This is a genomic window from Fictibacillus sp. B-59209 (genome assembly GCF_036216745.1).
In the GTDB taxonomy this organism is placed as follows: domain Bacteria; phylum Bacillota; class Bacilli; order Bacillales; family Fictibacillaceae; genus Fictibacillus_C; species Fictibacillus_C marinisediminis.
Window position 1 is genome coordinate 323,992 of sequence record NZ_JARMMC010000018.1, and the last position, 16,518, is coordinate 340,509.

Below are 16,518 nucleotides of genomic sequence, written 5' to 3' on the forward strand. Positions count from 1 at the left end.
CATGGCTCGTTTCAATATATGCTTGTACATAGGCGATTAGAACGGAATGGCAGTGTGCCATTCCGCCAATCTATTCTGTTCCGCCTCCGCTTTCATCGCTGAGATTCACGGAAGGCATCTGAGGCTTTTCAAACTCGACTGTCAGGTAATCTTTATCTTTGATTACCGATCCTTTTTTCAAACTCTGTTTCGATGCAAAACCTGAACCTTCTACGGAGGCGTCGATGTCCATGATCTTCGAAAATTTCAGGACATCTGTCAAAGACCATCCGGTAAGGTCCGGCATCTGTACATCACCTTCTGTCCGTAGGATGACCCTCTCTCCAGGAAGCAGTCCTGAAGAGGCAGAGGGCTGCTGGGAGATGACTTGGTTTCCGCTTCCAAGGGTCAGCACTTTCATCCCTTTCTGTTTCAGTTCATCTTCAGCTTTTGCAGACTCCTCACCGCTGTAATCATCGATTTTGATTGAACTGTCGGAAATTTTTCTTTTTGTTTCTTTTTCATCTTCAGGTTCAATGTTCAAGTATTGAAGGCTGTTTTTCATAACTGTAGTGAAGACGTCTGACACCGGGTAAGATCCGAGCTCATTATTCTTTAAATGAGGGCGGTCAACAGCGACATAGACGAGCAGCTTAGGATCGTCTTTAGGAGCCATACCCATGAAAGAAAAAACATTTTGTCCCCATCCGTGAGCATATCTTCCAGTCTCTTTATCTACCACCTGTGCTGTACCTGTTTTGCCAGCGACAGAGTACCCTTTGATCTGATAAGGCTTTCCTGTTCCTTTCGTCACAACGGTCTCTAAAATATCGCGGACTTCTTTTGATGTTTTTTCTGAAATCGGTCTTCCTGCCACTTCCGGTTTGTGCTGCAGCAGCACTTTTTTGTCGGAGGGATCCACCACTTTGTCAATCACATACGGCTTCATCATTTTACCGCCGTTCGCTATTGCTGTTGCCGCCTGGATCTGCTGGATTGGTGTTACTGTTGTCCCCTGTCCGAATGCGGTGGTGAGTTTTTCAATCTCATAGTTGTAGAGGATTCTTCCGGATTTTTCATTCGGCAGATCAATGCCGGTTGGACGATCCAGGCCGAACTTTTTCAAGTAATTTAAAAGCCTGTCATAGCCTAGCTTCTCTCTCGCAAGCTTGGAGAATAGCACGTTGGAAGAGTTTTGAACCCCTTCATTGAAGGTGATCGTTCCCCAGCCAACTTTGTTATGATCGCTGATCGGCCGGTTGTGGGGAATCTTGTATTGGCCTGATTTATAAGTTTCATTGCCATTGTACACCCCTTCTTGGATCGCAGCCGCCAATGTAAAGATTTTCATCGTAGATCCTGGCTCGTAAGGATCTGAGATGGCAAGGTTCGTAAAGTCTTTAATGTTCCGCTTGTTCGGATTAAAAGCCGGCCGGTTGCTCATGGCCAATATCCTGCCCGTTTTGGGATCGGCTACAATACCGATAATCTTTTCAGGCTTATATTTTTTGTTCGCCTTATCCATCGACTGTTCGAGCACCATTTGGATTTTCTCATCGAGAGTTAAGTATACATTGGAACCGTTCTTCGGTTTCTTGATCTTTTCTCCTGGATCCGGAAGCTTTACGCCTTTCGTATCACTCTTGAACGACAGGCTTCCGTTTGTTTCTTTTAAGTATTTATCAAGCGTTTTCTCAAGACCGAAAGCCCCAGATATTTCATTTTCCCCCTGCTCATTCGTATAGCCGATCACGTAAGGAGCAAACGTTTGGTTTGGATAATATCGTTTCGTTTCCGGCCGAAAATCAATACCGTCTATTTTCATCTTTTCTATTTTTTCTTTATCGCTGTGGCTGATCTTTCTGCCGCCGGGAACTTGGACCTCAAACAATTTCTTTTTGCTCAGCGCTTCTTCAATCGTCCCTTCATCTGCATCCAGGACACCTGCCAGCTTGGAAGCAGCCGCTGCAGGATCCTTAATATGGGTCGGATACTTCTTGTCAAGTGTGGCTGTTACAGTATAGGATGGAATATCTTTGGCGATTGCCTGCCCGCGGCGGTCAAAGATTGTCCCCCTGTTGGCATCAAGGGTTTTGTGCCTCGTCCATTTTTCTTCTGCATAGGCTTTTAAATCAACATTTTCAATGTGTTTCGTATACGCGATGTAAAAAAATCTTCCTATCAACACAAAAAAGAGCAGGCTGAAAACTAACATGATAACCCCTGCTCCCCAATTAAATTTAAACTTATTTTCCATAGTTCAATACTCCGCCTTAATTTTCAAGCACTTTTACGTTTTTATCGTTAAGCGTCATCCCTAGCTTTTCTTTTGCAATTTTAAGAATGCGGTCGGGTGCACTTAGTTCTGTGACCTGCTGTTTGTAATCATCCACTACTTTATTTTCGTAGTTGATCGAACTTTGAACGGATTCGATGCTGGAGTTCACTTTATAGATTGAGGCGTAGTTTGACACCATGAAAATGGCGCCTGCAATAAGCATAAGGGAGGCAAAAACCCAAAGGAACTTTTCTCCTTTTGTTATTCGTGGGGTTCTGATTCTCGGTTGTGCTTGTTGCTGGACATATTTTTGTTTTGATTCTTGCTGATACTGTCTCTGTGTTTGATACGCTAAATTACTCAACCCATAACTCTCCTTTATTTTTGTTTTTCTGCTATGCGCAGTTTGGCCGATCGTGATCTCCTATTAACGTCAATTTCCTCTTCACGTGGTAGTATCGGCTTCCTTGTTATGTTTTTTAATACCGGCAAAAATTCTTCGGGTATGATCGGCAAACCTGGAGGCAGGGACGGTCCGGTACTGTGCTTTTTAATGATCGTTTTGCAGGCTCTGTCTTCCAGTGAATGGAAGGTAATGATGCTAAGTCTTCCGCCGATCGAAAGCAGCTCTATAGAATCCTCCAATGCTTCTTCGAACGCATTCAATTCATCATTGACTGCGATTCGGATGGCTTGGAACGTTCTTTTGGCTGGATGCCCGCCAGCTCTCCTGGCTGGTGCAGGTATGGCATCCTTGATCAGGTCCACAAGTTCTCCAGTTGTGTCAATCGTCCGATCTTTCCTGGCAGCTTCAATTTTTCTTGCGATCTGCTTAGCGAACTTCTCTTCTCCATACTGAAAAATAATTTTCACTAGCTTCTCATAAGGCCACTCATTAACTACTTCATGGGCAGACAGCTGAGCCGTCTGATCCATCCTCATATCTAGCGGCGCATCGTGCTGATAGCTGAATCCCCGATCTGCTTCATCCAACTGCGGCGAGGATACACCCAGGTCGAATAAAATTCCATCTACTTTCTCAATCCCACGATTATAAAGCTCTTCTTTAATGTAACGGAAATTGCTTTTAATAATGGTGAAAGTTCCTTCATATTCCTTAAGGGCAGCTTTTGCATGTTCAATGGCCGTGTCATCTTGGTCAAAAGCATACAGGTGGCCTGATGTCAGTTTTGAGAGTATGAGTCGGCTGTGGCCTGCTCCTCCAAGTGTACAGTCAACGTAAATTCCATCCGGTTTCACATCTAAGGCATTAACGGCTTCTTCTTTAAGTACGGTAATATGGTCAAACATGATGTATTCCTTCCTGTGTATAAAGTCAGAGAGTTTTTCATTTGGCTACAAATCAAAATCCATGAGGCTTTCAGCGATTTCACCGAAGGATTCCTCTGAAGCTGCGAAGTATTCTTCCCAAATTGATTTGCTCCAAATTTCAATTCTATTCGAAACACCTATCACTACGCAATCTTTTTCGAGGTTGGCGTACTCTCTAAGCTGAGGTGCCACGTTTACTCTCCCCTGTTTGTCCAATTGGCATTCTGCTGCACCGGAAAAGAAGAAGCGGGTGAAAGCTCTTGCATCTTTTTTTGTGAATGGCAAACTCTTCAATTTCTCCTCGATCACTTTCCATTCTTCAAGAGGATAACCGAATACGCATTTGTCCATCCCACGGGTTAGGATAAAGGTCGAACCAAGGTTTTCACGAAATTTAGCGGGAATGATCATACGTCCTTTTTCATCGATGTTATGCTGATATTCACCCATGAACATAGGACATCCCCCACTTTCTACCCTAACTCTACCACATTGCCCCACTTTTCACCACTAACAAATTATTCGCTAACAAAAAAAAGAATCCTGCTGTAGGGCAGGATTTTTTTTATCTTTTATTTCGTTTTTAATTTAACGTACATATACAAGTTTATGCTTGCCATTGAATTCAAGAGGCTGCTCTGTTAGCTGTTTAATCCAATCTGTTCCATAGCGGTTAATATATGAAAAAGCATTCCAAACTCTCTCCTGAAGCACACCATCCGGAGCGAGATCGCACTGCAGATGATCGAACAAAGCAAGAGGCTCCATTAATTCCTTTTTCATGGACCGCTCCATTTTTGTATGCAGATAATCAACTTCATTCTTGATTCTGTTTAGGTTTATGTCCGTAAGCCTCTTAAGAGAAGGATCAATAGTGAGCGCCAGCATTTTCAGTTCTGTATGAGCCGCCTCGATCTTGGTCAATGTCTCCGTATAGACACCTTTCGTATCGATTGGTTTATGGTTTTCATACCAAGACTGTTTGTGTACTTCGGTTCCTTCCCGCAGAACATCCTCCACTTTCAACCCTGTTTCTTTCAGCTGTTTTTCATTCTTTCCAGTTACGATGGTCATGGAAAGCCTGGGTACTAGAGGCGGCATCTTAAAGCCAAAAAGATGAAATACTTCTTTAAGTGCAGACCAGTAGGCAATCTCGCCCGATCCTGCGATAAATGCCAAGACAGGAAACAGGCTTTCTTGCATGACAGGTCTGGTCACAACATTATTGCTGAAAAGTTCCGGCTTTTCTTTGGCATTAGCCATGAGCTGTTCTGAGGTGATGGTTACTTCCTTATTTTTCGTGAGGAAGTTACCGCTATCATCCCGAAATAACAGCAGTCTTTCTTCATTATGATAGATAAACAAGTGGGCGTTGTTCTCTTGAAGCTCTACCGGGGCAGAAAACCCTCGACCGGTTAATTGTTCGATGCCAGCAGCAAAAGCCTCATCCACCTCTATGTTGCGAAGAATCATTTTTTCCAAGGTTTCTGTCTGAAGCCGCTTAAAATGCGGTTCCCCAGAGTCCACTAAAACCAAACCGTACTCACCAAATAGATCTGTAATAAATTGAGCAAACGAATGAACCGCTGTTTTAGAAGATTTGAAGATCTCTTTTACTTTTGAAAGTACTTCTTTTGTGAATTCCGTTTCTCCAAACTCCCTAAAAACAGATTCAGCCCACTCCGCCGCCTTCACGCTATCCCACTCCATTAAGGTTGCAGAAGTTTTTAACGGGCTAACCGGTGGAAGGGAGCGTTTTTTAGGGCCTCCGTTCCGTTCGACATTCACATGATTGATCTCATCATAATCATGGTCTTCACCAGCAATCCAAAAGACAGGAACGACAGGAACACCCAGCTGCCGTTCCTGAATACAGGCAAATTGTATAATGCTGATGCATTTGTGTATGGTTAACAGCGGGCCGGTAAGCAATCCCGCCTGTTGTCCGCCGATCACTGCTGCACTTTTAGGGTTTCTTAGTTTTTCGATGTTGGTTAAGGTTTGTTTTGAACAGGAAAATTGAAAATTATAATCAGAAAGATAATTCGCCAATTTTTCACGTTCATACTCTCTGCTGCCGATATCCGAAATCCGTTGTTCCATCATTTCAGCAGTAAACCCATTGTAATCATAGAGGTTTTCCACTGAAGGATCAGCAGCTGAATATGATGCGGCTATTTGGTTTTTATCTTGAAGAGGGAATTCATCGATCCTCATATAAGTACGTCCTTTCTCTATGTATACAACTGCTTATAGAGTATAGCAAACTACAGGTTTATCACCAAAATGAAATGCTCGGAGAAAAGTACAGAAATTAAGAAAACAAAACAAGAGTCTTCATTGTAACTTATGCGAAAAGAAGAACAACATTCAATAGAAGGTGAACCAATGCGCTTTTATGGTTCTAATGCCTTGATTCCATGATAGACAAACTTCGTGTAAGGAAGATGCATCCCCTTATGATCAGCGACCATAAGAAGATATCCACTGATCGCTTCGATCTCTGTTTTTCGTCCTTCTTCAATATCCCTTAACATTGAAGACCGATTTTCCGCTGTTCTTCTGCAGACATTCCTTACATGCTCCCAAAGAGCATCCGTCTCTCCAATACCTAAAACACCACAGGCTTCTTCAAAAAGAAGTTTCGCCATTACTCTTAAATGAGCATTCCGCTCAATGTCACCATTCTGAACACGGAACAATGAGGTTAATGGATTGACCACACTGTTTACCACAAGTTTTTCCTTCATGATGGAATCAAGCCTGTCTTTTGATTCAATACTGAAGTTTCCTGTTATCATTCTTCCCCAAAATGCATTGTCAATGCCGCCCCGGTAAGAGGCGAGCTTAATTTTCCCATTTCCGGTATGCCGCACTTCATGATCACTGATCTTAAGCGCTCCATGTTCAATGATGCCGGCCAAAATATTCTGCTGGGGCAGGGAATCCAATGAATCCACATGCCCCATTCCGTTTTGTATAAAGAGCAGTGTACTGTCTAAAAACCTCTGGCTGGAAAGTAAAATAGCATAGACAGCAGGCAGCTGATGCTGTTTTACACAAACAACCGTATAATGCGGTTCTTCTTTGTATTCATCAATCAGACTCGCAGAAACTGGATATGTTTTTTCAGTACCTGAAGCGGACCTGCAGATCACACCATTTCGTTTGATGGCGTTTGCCTGCCGGCCAGTCCTTGTGCAAACTGTAACCTCTTGGCCTTCTTCTGAAAAAAATGCTGCGAGGAGCAGGCCGATGGATCCTCCTCCGATTATGGCAATTTTCATGGACTCCTCCTAATCCCTATGTATCGTCGTATTTTCTTCATATTATCATATCTTGACACAAAAAAGACCTCCGCCAAAAACAGCGGAGGGATCCTTTATACCGGATAGACAGGATGCTTTCTTTCACTAAACACCATATCTTTTGATTCAAAAAAGACGAGTCTGTGATAGAGCGTCTCCCTTAAAGCAGAAGGTTCAACAATATCATCAATAATCAGCTCAGAAGCCAATTTATACACGTCAATATGCTCTTTGTATTCCTGTTGTTTCTGCTGGACATACATCACGCGTTCTTTCGGATCTTCAATCTCATTAATTTTGTTTGAATAAACTGCATTTACCGCAGCTTCTGGGCCCATAACAGCAATTTGCGCGGTAGGAAGCGCGATACAGCAGTCCGGTTCAAACGCAGGGCCAGCCATCGCATAAAGTCCAGCTCCATAGGCTTTTCTTACGATAACAGACAGTTTAGGAACCGTGACATCACTCATGGCGGCAATCAGCTTGGCTCCATGGCGGATAATGCCCGCTCTTTCTACTTTCGTACCAATCATAAAACCAGGTACATCCGCCAGGAAAATAACAGGGATATTGAAAGCATCACACAGCGTGATAAATTTAGCGGCCTTATCGGCTGAATCAACAAACAGCACTCCGCCTTTCACTTTTGGCTGATTGGCGATCAATCCGACCGGGCGGCCCTTTATTCTTGCAAAACCGGTAACAATTTCTGCAGCGAAAAGCTTCTTCATCTCAAAAAAGCTGTCTTCATCCACAATTCTGCTGATAAATTCATACATATCAAAAGGCACGTTCTGGTTCTTTGGCACGATATCGCTGATCTCTCTTCCAGAAACTGGTGCCTTCTCTTCTGTAAAAGCAGGCTTATGCTTGTAATTGGCCGGAAAATAAGAAAGGTACTTTCTCGCATAGCTGACCGCTTCTTTTTCATCTGCAGCGAGGATATCCCCGCAACCGCTCACCGAACAGTGCATCCTTGCTCCTCCCATTTCTTCCAGGGTAACTTTTTCGCCGATTACTTTTTCAGCCATTCTTGGTGAGCCCAGATACATGGACGCATTCTGGTCAACCATGATAACAACGTCACAAAATGCAGGAATGTATGCTCCGCCTGCAGCAGAAGGTCCAAAAAGGAGGCAGACTTGAGGAATCATGCCTGACATTTTTACCTGATTATAAAAAATCCTTCCAGCTCCCCTGCGATTCGGGAACATGTCAATCTGATCGGTAATCCGTGCACCTGCAGAATCGACCAGATAAAACATCGGAACTTTCAGCCGCTGTGCTGTTTCCTGGATACGAATAATTTTTTCCACAGTCCGGGCACCCCACGAGCCCGCTTTAACCGTAGAATCATTCGCCATCGCACATACCGTCTGTCCGTTTACCTTGCCCGTTGCCGTGATGACACCATCAGCGGGAAGATCTCCCGCCTGGCTGTTTGCAAACAGTCCGTCTTCTTCATGAAATTCACCTTCATCAAATAACAGCGAGAGACGTTCTCTTGCAAACATCTTGTTTTGAGAGGCGTTTTTAGCATGATATTTTTCCGCACCGCCTGCTTTAATCTTGCTGACAAGTACTTCATAGGACGATTCTGTCTTCGTTGAATCCATCGTTATCCCTCCATCTGCGTTAAAGAGTGAGCGCTCGTTCAGTTTTTCTCCGTAACCTTAAGCCAGAGTAACTAGAACGTCTCCTTCATTTACGAAATCTCCAACCGCTACTTTAATCTCTTCTACTGTCCCTGCCGACTCTGCTTCGACCGGTATTTCCATCTTCATTGATTCGAGGATGATCACACTCTGTCCCGCTGATACCTGGTCTCCTTCTGATACAGCAATATTCCATACTGTTCCTGCCATTGATGCGATAACCTGTTTCATTCTCATACACTCCTACGTATTTTATTGTTCTGTAACCTTTGGCTTCTCACTTAAAAAACCTGTCGTATAGACCCCTTTTTGAAAATCAGGATCCTCAAGAACCTTTTTGAAAAGAGGGGCATTTGTTTTTATCCCTCTGACCTCAAACTCGTTAAAAAACTCAGCTGCTTTCTTTAGGCACTGCACTCTGTTGGAATCGCTTACAATAATCTTCGCAATCATTGGGTCATAAAACGGAGAGACAGTGTTTGTTGCTGCATAACCTGCATCAATTCGGATCCCTTCTCCTTGAGGGAACGAAAGAACTTCAATTTTTCCTGGTGAAGGAAGAAATTTAACAGGATCCTCTGCATATAGGCGGAATTCCATACTATGGCCTTTCTGCTGCACTTCATTCTGCAGGAGCGGGAGCGATTTTCCTGAAGCCACTTCAATCTGCCATCTCACAAGATCCAACCCGGTCGTCATTTCCGTTACGGGGTGTTCGACCTGAAGACGGGTATTCATTTCAAGAAAATAAAAATGCCCATCGCCATCAACGATAAATTCCACTGTACCCGCATTCGTATAGGAAACAGATTGAGCAGCTTTCACTGCGGCTTCACCCATTTCTCCACGCAGTTTCTCAGTTAAATAAGGTGAAGGTGATTCTTCAATGACTTTTTGATGCCTCCTCTGAATGGAACAGTCTCTTTCAAACAAATGGATGATGTTTCCTTGGCTGTCTCCAAATACTTGAACTTCAATATGGCGGGCAGGGCTGATAAATTTCTCTATAAACATACGGTCGCTGCCAAAATACATTTTAGCTCGCTGCTGGCTGGAGAGGAACTGCTTTCGAAGGGTTTCTTCATCGTCACAGCGGACCATACCGATCCCGCCGCCTCCTGCGCTTGCCTTAAGCATAACAGGATAGCCGATCTTGCCAGCGATAGATGCCGCTTCTTCTACATCTGCAATCGGTTCAGTCGTTCCAGGGACAACAGGGACACCCGCTTTCTCCATGGTTTTTCTCGCCTGAACTTTGTCTCCCATGGCCTCCACTACGTTCGGGGACGGACCGATGAACGTTATGCCTAGTTCTTCTATTTTTTTAGCAAACTCCCCGTTCTCGGAGAGGAATCCATAGCCCGGATGAATCGCATCAACCTTTTCAGATTGTGCAATCTCAATGATTTTGTCCTGGTTCAAGTAAGATTTAATGACCGGGGGTTCTCCCAGATGATAAGCACGAGTGGCCTGCTGAACGTAGGGAAGTTCCTTGTCAGCATCCGAAAAGACCACAATCGATTCTATTCCCATTTCCGAACACGTTTTAACGATTCGTCCGGCAATTTCTCCCCGGTTAGCGATCAATATTTTCTTCACTTTATATCCTCCCTTCGATGCCTCATTGTCGTATATTCGACAAAAAATATTTTTTTCCTTTTGTAAGCGGCAACAAAACGAATATTTCTTTTTTAAAGAATTTTTCGCATAATTAGTATATACTAAAAGAAACATAATCAACAGAGTCATTCGAGGGGGAACGAGTTATGAGCACCATGGAAACGTATACAGTTAAACGCTTAGTCATCAACTATAAAACATTAGAAGAATTTAAACAGTTCAAAGAATACGGTATTCAGGAGCTGTCTATGCTCGAGGATCTTCAAGATAACATTATTGAAAATGACAGTGAGTCTCCTTTTTACGGAATCTATTTTGGCGACAAATTAGTGGCCAGGATGAGCTTATATAGAATTGAGGCAGCATACGACCGTTATTTCAGTCCACCACAGGATTATTTTGAATTGTGGAAGCTGGAAGTACTGCCGCAGTATCAAGGGAAAGGCTATGGTAAAACGCTGGTTCAATTTGCACAATCGTTCAATCTTCCAATTAAAACAAATGGAAGACAGCAATCGAGCGGGTTCTGGGAGAAAATGGGCTTTGAAGCCGTTACCTACAATGAAGAAAGGGACCGCGGGGAAAACCCTTATGTGTCCTATCCAAAAGGGGTAACTGAACAAGCGCTATAATTAAATAAGCAAAAATAAAAAAAGATGGCGCTCTCCGCCATCTTTTTTTATTTTTCAAGTTTTTGAAGACCATCTACTTTGAATGTCAGATGATTGCCGCCTTCTTCATCCGTCGCCACCATTTTTCTAGCACGGTCCATGATTTCTATCAGTGCTTTATAATCTTCACAAACGAGCTGGTATTCATGATTTAATTTCTGAAGATGGGACTGAAACTGAGCATTTTGTATTTTCAGTTCCTCCACTTGATTCCGAAGATTAGCCAGCTCTTGGCCCGAACGGCGTTCTTCAGTAGATTTAAAATTCTTCAAGAAGACAATGACATCATCCAGTGATAATGACTTTTCCTTCGCAACGACATATTCATCTCTTTTACCATCATGCCTCGAAACGTCTGCACGGCTTTCCTCATAATCAATCTTATCTTTATTTCTTTCTTTCCGCTGCTTTTTTGCTATAGCGATGGCTGATTCATACCTTTTTCTGATCAAAGAATTCCATCTGAACCCACAGGCCGCAGAAGTACGTGACAGTTTTTCTCCCACTTCTTCAAACGCTGCCAGCTGAGTGCTCCCTTCCCTGATATGGCGAAGTACAACTTCTGCTAGCAATACATCTTCATCCTGGTTCCAAGCATCCTGGCGAACAACAGTCAACCTAATCCCTCCATCTTTTATGTCGTTTTTACATAGTTATGCAATTAATAGAAAAGATAGACTTTTGTTCTATTAATAAGAGGTCTCCATCGTACGTTTTCCATTTCGCCAGGATACTATACTTAGTAAAAAGATCAAGGCAAATCAGTTGCTGTTATTGAAAAATGCTGCCACAGCATGGTGATGATTTTCTGATTCCCAGAGCTTTGCACATGTTTTTATTTCTTCATCTGCTCTTGTATTAATTTCTTGGAAGGGAAGGCTGCGAAGATATACCTGTTTATAGGCCTTCAGCACATCAACCGAATGTTCCGTATACCTTCTTAAATATTTAGTGCACTCTGTTTGAATGTCACCGTCTTTTATCAGATACTGTAAAAATCCTTTGTCGGCTGCATGTTTCGCCGTCAGCTTTCCTGCGCTCCACAGCATATCCAGTGCATCCAGTTTCCGTACCCTCTCCATGAGATAGGTGCCGCCTCCCCATCCTGTTGTAATCCCGAGCGTTCCCTGTACGAAGCCCATCTTCACATTCGCCGAAGCGATCCTGACATCACAGGCAGACGCGATTTCACATCCGCCTCCTACTGCCGTTCCATTGATCAAGGCGGCAGTTGGCTTCGGAAAGAAAAACAGGCTCTTCAGCACTTCACCCATCCTCGAAAGCATAATGTGAGCTTGTCTTTCTGTTTTGAGACCTGAAAAAGCCCGTAAATCTCCCCCAGCACAAAATGCCCGGTTTCCAGCTCCTCTGATCACTAAGACTTTTACTTTATCATTTTGATTGACTTGAGTTATGTATTCCTCTAATTGCTCCATTACCTCAAAATCCACGGCATTTCTGACTTCAGGACGGTTGATGGTGATCCATCCGATCTCATCTTCAATTGTATACAGTACTTTTTCCATCTAATTCCCCCTTTACGTCACACATATAGTTCGTTTTTAAGCGGGAAAATCCTTTAATTGATCAATAAATCCTCAATTTACATATATATAAAAAAACAGGAAGCAGATTTGCTTCCTGTTTCTTCTTATTTGCTGCTGATTACTTCTTTTCCTTTGTAAGAACCGCATTCACGGCATACGCGGTGAGAAAGTTTGTATTCTCCACATTGTGGACATTTTACCATACCAGGCATTTCAAGCTTGTAATGAGTACGGCGCTTTGCTTGGCGGGTTTGGGAAGTTCTGCGAAAAGGTACTGCCATGTTATCCACCTCCTTAAAATGGGGTATTGGTTTTGTCTGAAACATACATCAGATTTTCCAATTTTACGATTTGTCTTTGTCAAAAAACTTGGCAAGATCCGCAAGTCTAGGATCAATCTTCTTCTTGCGGTCTTCCTCAGTAACGACCTGCCATCCTTCTCCTTCAGGCGGAGCCTTCTTATCCTTAACATCAGGTCCGGCTACCACTTTGATCGGCTTTTCAAGCAGAATATGCTCTTGTATATAAGGCATCAGATCAAGGAAATGCCCTTCTACCGTGTGAAGGTTCTCCTCTTCAGCCGGTACCGTATATGAAGGATCCAGAAGAAAAATTTCGGTTGTCTTTATCGAAAATGGAAAATGGACATCTGCCAATGTGTTTGAGCAGGGAAGGACCATTTCTCCCTGAATTTTCAGGTAAAAGGTGGCTTTCTGCTGAGTAACATCGGCATGTCCGCTAACATGAACAGGCGGTATATCGCGAATTTCCTTATCAAGCGATTTAAGTTCACTTGCATCAACATACTCATCAAATTCAAGCGGTTTTCGATAAAAGTTTTTTAATTCCTGTAGTGACCAATTCATCTATTTTCACCTCAAGGCAACAGTAATAATTATATCGGCCATAAAGAGAAATGTCAACATAATATCTTTACAGCATGTTCTTTAAAGAAGCGGCGATTAACGTTAAACTAGAAAAAGTACTATGTTTATTCAAAAAGGAGGTTAATCCGTGAAAGCCTGTGGAATCATCGTCGAATATAACCCTTTCCATAATGGACATTCTTATCATTTGCAACAATCAAAAAAACAATCAGAGAGTGACATAATTGTTGCCGTTATGAGCGGGAATTTCCTGCAGCGCGGTGAACCCGCCATCCTCTCGAAATGGGACCGGTCAAGAACGGCCCTTATGGGAGGCGCTGACCTTGTTATTGAACTACCCTATCTGTTCGCCGTATCACCTGCACCTATTTTTGCACAATCCAGTGTCTTTCTTTTAAATGAAATGGGTGTTGATGCTATCTGCTTTGGCAGTGAATCAGGAAACATGGATTCATTCTACCATACAATTTCAGAACTGGAGAAGAATAAAACTCTATATGATCAATCTTTTCAATCGTTTATAAAACAAGGGTATTCATTTCCGAAGGCTTCTTCCCTTGCGGCCGATTCACTTATGTTAAGCAGCAATACCCTCGATCTGGCCAAGCCCAATAATATTTTAGGCATTGAATATGTAAAAGCAATCCTCGATCAGGAGTTCCCCATCAAGCCTAATACCATTAAACGGATCGGGGCCGCCTATCACGAAGATCAAATCACTGCACATAAAATTGCAAGTGCAACCGCCATAAGAAAGACTTTATTTGAATCTGAAAATATAAGCACCAACGAAATTAAGGAAGCGGTTCCAGATTATACACGGGATATACTAGAGAGTCACCTTCAGGAAACAGGACAATTCACTACATGGGAGTCATTATATCCAATCCTCCGGTATAAACTGCTCTCATCAACACCAGAACAGTTAAGTGAGCTGTATGAAACAGAAGAGGGCTTGGAGCACCGCCTCCGTTCAGTTATCTCAGGCGCAAATAATTTTCATGAGTTTATGGCTGCCTTAAAAACCAAACGCTATACATGGACAAGGCTTCAGCGGATGTGCCTTCATATCCTGCACAATATTAAAAAAGAAACAGCTGCAGAATGGGTTCGCAAAGGGCCTCCTTACATACGCATTCTGGGAATGAGCAGTGAGGGGCAGAGGTACTTAAGAATGCGCAAAAAAGAGGTCACTGTACCAATTGTAACCACAGTCTCACAGTACAGTCACCCTATGCTGGAGCTGGATCAGCGTGTCTCGTCCATTTATTATGCCGGATATCCGCAAGCGGTTCTTTCCAAAAAAATAAAGGAAGAGTATAGTACTCCTCCCTTACGCTTTGACAGAAGCAAGGGCCTCTTTCTATAGGCCTTTGCTATTTTATTTTAATTTGTTCAGGTAGTTGATTGCGTCATCCATTTTTTTAACTGGTATGATCTTCATATCCGTTTTAATATCTTTCGCTGCTTTTACAGCATCTTTGTAATTGTCGGCACTGACAGGTGCAAAAAAGATTTCAGCACCTGCTTTGTCCGCTGCCACAATCTTCTGCTGAATGCCGCCGATCGGCCCGACTTCCTCATTAATATTAATCGTTCCTGTTCCCGCAATCTTGTGTCCCTTCGTCATATCGCCTTTTGTCAGCTGATTTAAGATTTCCAGAGAAAACATCAAACCTGCTGAAGGGCCGCCGATTTCACTTGTTTTTATGTAGATCGGCGGATCAACTTTAATCTCTACATCTGTTACAGGATATGTAATGCCGATGCCCGCTCTTTTTTCATTATTCTGGCTGAGTTTTTTAGGGAATTTAGCAAGTGCTACGGTTTTCGCAAATGTCTTTTTGCCTCTGAGGACTTTTAATTGCACTTTGTCTCCCGCTTTTTTCCCTGCCAATTTTTTTAGCAGCTCTTCTGTTGTTTTTACCGGTTTTCCTTCTAATTCCGTAATCTCATCCCCGACTTTTAGCTTTCCTTCTGCAGGCATACCTGAAATAATTCCGGTGACATAGACACCTTTGCTGATGATTTTTACATTTTTTCCAGCTTTCCGGTAAGCTACTACTGTAGCTGCGTGCTGAGAATCCTGCATCATCTGAAGCTGCCGCTGGTTGTATTCTTCATCTGTTTCATCGTCAGAACGAACTTCATTTGCCGGCAGAAGTTCACGGTAATCGCTTACTTTTGCATATAAATATTGAGGGATATTTGCTTTTCCGATCCGTACGGTGGTCAGCATAAAGCTTCCCTTTTCTTTATCGCCGTCTTTCACATGAATAATGGGTGCCAGTTCATTGGCACTTCCCGGTGATGTCACATAATAAGGCAGTGGATACAGTGCGATGACCAGCGCCAGCACGATCACCCCAAGAAGTGATAATTTACTAATCCGGCTCGATCTCCGGGGGTTTTGATGGTCTTTCATGATTGTTCTCCTTCCATTTCTCAATTCTGCTTTTAATCATCTCAATTTTACTTTTCCCAGCTTCTTCTCCAATTAAGATGATCTCACTTACATTCTTAAAAGCTGTCGAGCTATATTGTTCGACCATCGGCCTGATCATAATATCAGCTGAGATCTCATGATAGCGGACAATTTCTCTTTGCATGATATCAATGCTTTGGACAATAACATCCAGAATGGAAGCCATCTCCGGCTGAGCTTTAAAATGAGAGATATCTACAGCGATCACAATATCTGCTCCCATTTCCCTTACAACAGCAGCCGGCACTCTTTCGATCACTCCTCCGTCAACGAGCAGCCTGCCGCCTATTTTTTCAGGTACAAAAATGCCAGGAATGGAAATGCTTGCCCTGACCGCCTCGGCAATCGGGCCTTTTCTAAAAACAATTTTTTCACCTTTGATCAAATCAGTAGCAACAATGGAAAGCGGGATGATGGTGTCTTCAATCTTTTTATTTTGTGTGAGCAGGCGGACCAGTTCTTTTATTTTTTTTCCTGAAACAAACCCCATTTTAGGAACTGTATAATCCATATAATACTTTCTTTTAAATAAAGTTGCCATTTTTATGAGATTCTCATTATTATGCCCCATTCCAACCATAGCTCCGACTAGGGCACCCATACTGCTTCCCGCGATCATATCAATCGGTATTTCCGCTTCACGGAGTGCCTTGATTACTCCTATATGTGCAAAGCCCCTAGCTCCACCTGACCCTAGTGCCAAACCGATGATCGGCCTCTGCATTACAGACTCCTCCTAACCTTTTGTCCTTTTTA

General features: G+C 43.0%; 17 protein-coding genes. 2 read left to right on the top strand and 15 right to left on the bottom strand.

Annotated elements, in window-relative coordinates:
- Positions 1-70: 70 nt before the first annotated feature.
- The 9 genes from P4361_RS14440 to P4361_RS14480 all read right to left on the bottom strand — a co-directional run bounded on the left by P4361_RS14440 (position 71) and on the right by P4361_RS14480 (position 10,151).
- Positions 71-2,236, bottom strand: coding sequence for a penicillin-binding protein (locus P4361_RS14440; RefSeq protein WP_328089835.1), 2,166 nt, complete (start codon positions 2,234-2,236; stop codon positions 71-73).
- 16 nt (positions 2,237-2,252) lie between these two features.
- Positions 2,253-2,621 carry a cell division protein FtsL gene (ftsL, locus tag P4361_RS14445; RefSeq protein ID WP_053354586.1) on the bottom strand — a complete coding sequence of 123 codons (369 nt, stop codon included), beginning with the start codon at positions 2,619-2,621 and terminating at the stop codon, positions 2,253-2,255.
- A gap of 14 nt (positions 2,622-2,635) precedes the next feature.
- Entirely contained in the window at positions 2,636-3,568 is a 933-nt protein-coding gene (gene rsmH, locus P4361_RS14450) for a 16S rRNA (cytosine(1402)-N(4))-methyltransferase RsmH (protein WP_053354587.1), read from the bottom strand.
- 45 nt (positions 3,569-3,613) lie between these two features.
- The gene (mraZ, locus tag P4361_RS14455) at positions 3,614-4,045 is read right to left on the bottom strand and encodes a division/cell wall cluster transcriptional repressor MraZ (protein ID WP_062231616.1); all 432 of its coding nucleotides are present in this window, start codon (positions 4,043-4,045) and stop codon (positions 3,614-3,616) included.
- A gap of 132 nt (positions 4,046-4,177) precedes the next feature.
- Positions 4,178-5,806 (bottom strand): bacillithiol biosynthesis cysteine-adding enzyme BshC, encoded by a 1,629-nt coding sequence (gene bshC / locus P4361_RS14460; protein WP_328089836.1) that lies wholly within the window; start codon positions 5,804-5,806, stop codon positions 4,178-4,180.
- A gap of 179 nt (positions 5,807-5,985) precedes the next feature.
- Positions 5,986-6,876, bottom strand: coding sequence for a 2-dehydropantoate 2-reductase (locus P4361_RS14465; RefSeq protein ID WP_328089837.1), 891 nt, complete (start codon positions 6,874-6,876; stop codon positions 5,986-5,988).
- 95 nt (positions 6,877-6,971) lie between these two features.
- Positions 6,972-8,513 (bottom strand): acyl-CoA carboxylase subunit beta, encoded by a 1,542-nt coding sequence (locus P4361_RS14470; RefSeq protein WP_053354591.1) that lies wholly within the window; start codon positions 8,511-8,513, stop codon positions 6,972-6,974.
- A 57-nt stretch (positions 8,514-8,570) separates the two neighbouring features.
- Complete coding sequence (locus P4361_RS14475; RefSeq protein WP_053354592.1) at positions 8,571-8,783, bottom strand: acetyl-CoA carboxylase biotin carboxyl carrier protein subunit; 213 nt, start codon at positions 8,781-8,783, stop codon at positions 8,571-8,573.
- A gap of 21 nt (positions 8,784-8,804) precedes the next feature.
- Entirely contained in the window at positions 8,805-10,151 is a 1,347-nt protein-coding gene (locus P4361_RS14480; protein WP_328089839.1) for an acetyl-CoA carboxylase biotin carboxylase subunit, read from the bottom strand.
- A gap of 176 nt (positions 10,152-10,327) precedes the next feature.
- Between P4361_RS14480 and P4361_RS14485 the strand changes: the two genes are divergently transcribed.
- Positions 10,328-10,804 (top strand): N-acetyltransferase, encoded by a 477-nt coding sequence (locus P4361_RS14485; protein WP_053358284.1) that lies wholly within the window; start codon positions 10,328-10,330, stop codon positions 10,802-10,804.
- Between the two features lie 47 nt (positions 10,805-10,851).
- On the opposite strand, the gene P4361_RS14490 is transcribed toward P4361_RS14485, so the two are convergent.
- The 4 genes from P4361_RS14490 to P4361_RS14505 form a co-directional block, all read right to left on the bottom strand.
- Positions 10,852-11,460 carry an RsfA family transcriptional regulator gene (locus tag P4361_RS14490; protein ID WP_328089840.1) on the bottom strand — a complete coding sequence of 203 codons (609 nt, stop codon included), beginning with the start codon at positions 11,458-11,460 and terminating at the stop codon, positions 10,852-10,854.
- Positions 11,461-11,604: 144 nt separating this feature from the next.
- Positions 11,605-12,369, bottom strand: coding sequence for an enoyl-CoA hydratase/isomerase family protein (locus P4361_RS14495; protein ID WP_256225695.1), 765 nt, complete (start codon positions 12,367-12,369; stop codon positions 11,605-11,607).
- A 125-nt stretch (positions 12,370-12,494) separates the two neighbouring features.
- Positions 12,495-12,671, bottom strand: a complete 177-nt coding sequence (gene rpmF / locus P4361_RS14500) for a 50S ribosomal protein L32 (protein WP_053354596.1) — start codon at positions 12,669-12,671, stop codon at positions 12,495-12,497.
- 63 nt (positions 12,672-12,734) lie between these two features.
- Positions 12,735-13,256 carry a YceD family protein gene (locus P4361_RS14505; protein ID WP_053354597.1) on the bottom strand — a complete coding sequence of 174 codons (522 nt, stop codon included), beginning with the start codon at positions 13,254-13,256 and terminating at the stop codon, positions 12,735-12,737.
- Positions 13,257-13,404: 148 nt separating this feature from the next.
- Here P4361_RS14505 and P4361_RS14510 point away from each other — a divergent pair, with 148 nt between their 5' ends.
- Positions 13,405-14,646, top strand: a complete 1,242-nt coding sequence (locus P4361_RS14510) for a nucleotidyltransferase (RefSeq protein WP_328089841.1) — start codon at positions 13,405-13,407, stop codon at positions 14,644-14,646.
- 12 nt (positions 14,647-14,658) lie between these two features.
- On the opposite strand, the gene P4361_RS14515 is transcribed toward P4361_RS14510, so the two are convergent.
- Positions 14,659-15,702, bottom strand: a complete 1,044-nt coding sequence (locus tag P4361_RS14515) for a SepM family pheromone-processing serine protease (RefSeq protein ID WP_328089842.1) — start codon at positions 15,700-15,702, stop codon at positions 14,659-14,661.
- On the bottom strand, positions 15,662-16,486 hold the full coding sequence (locus P4361_RS14520) for a patatin-like phospholipase family protein (RefSeq protein WP_062231601.1): 825 nt from the start codon (positions 16,484-16,486) through the stop codon (positions 15,662-15,664). The genes P4361_RS14515 and P4361_RS14520 overlap by 41 nt, the downstream gene beginning before the upstream one ends.
- Positions 16,487-16,518: the final 32 nt, after the last annotated feature.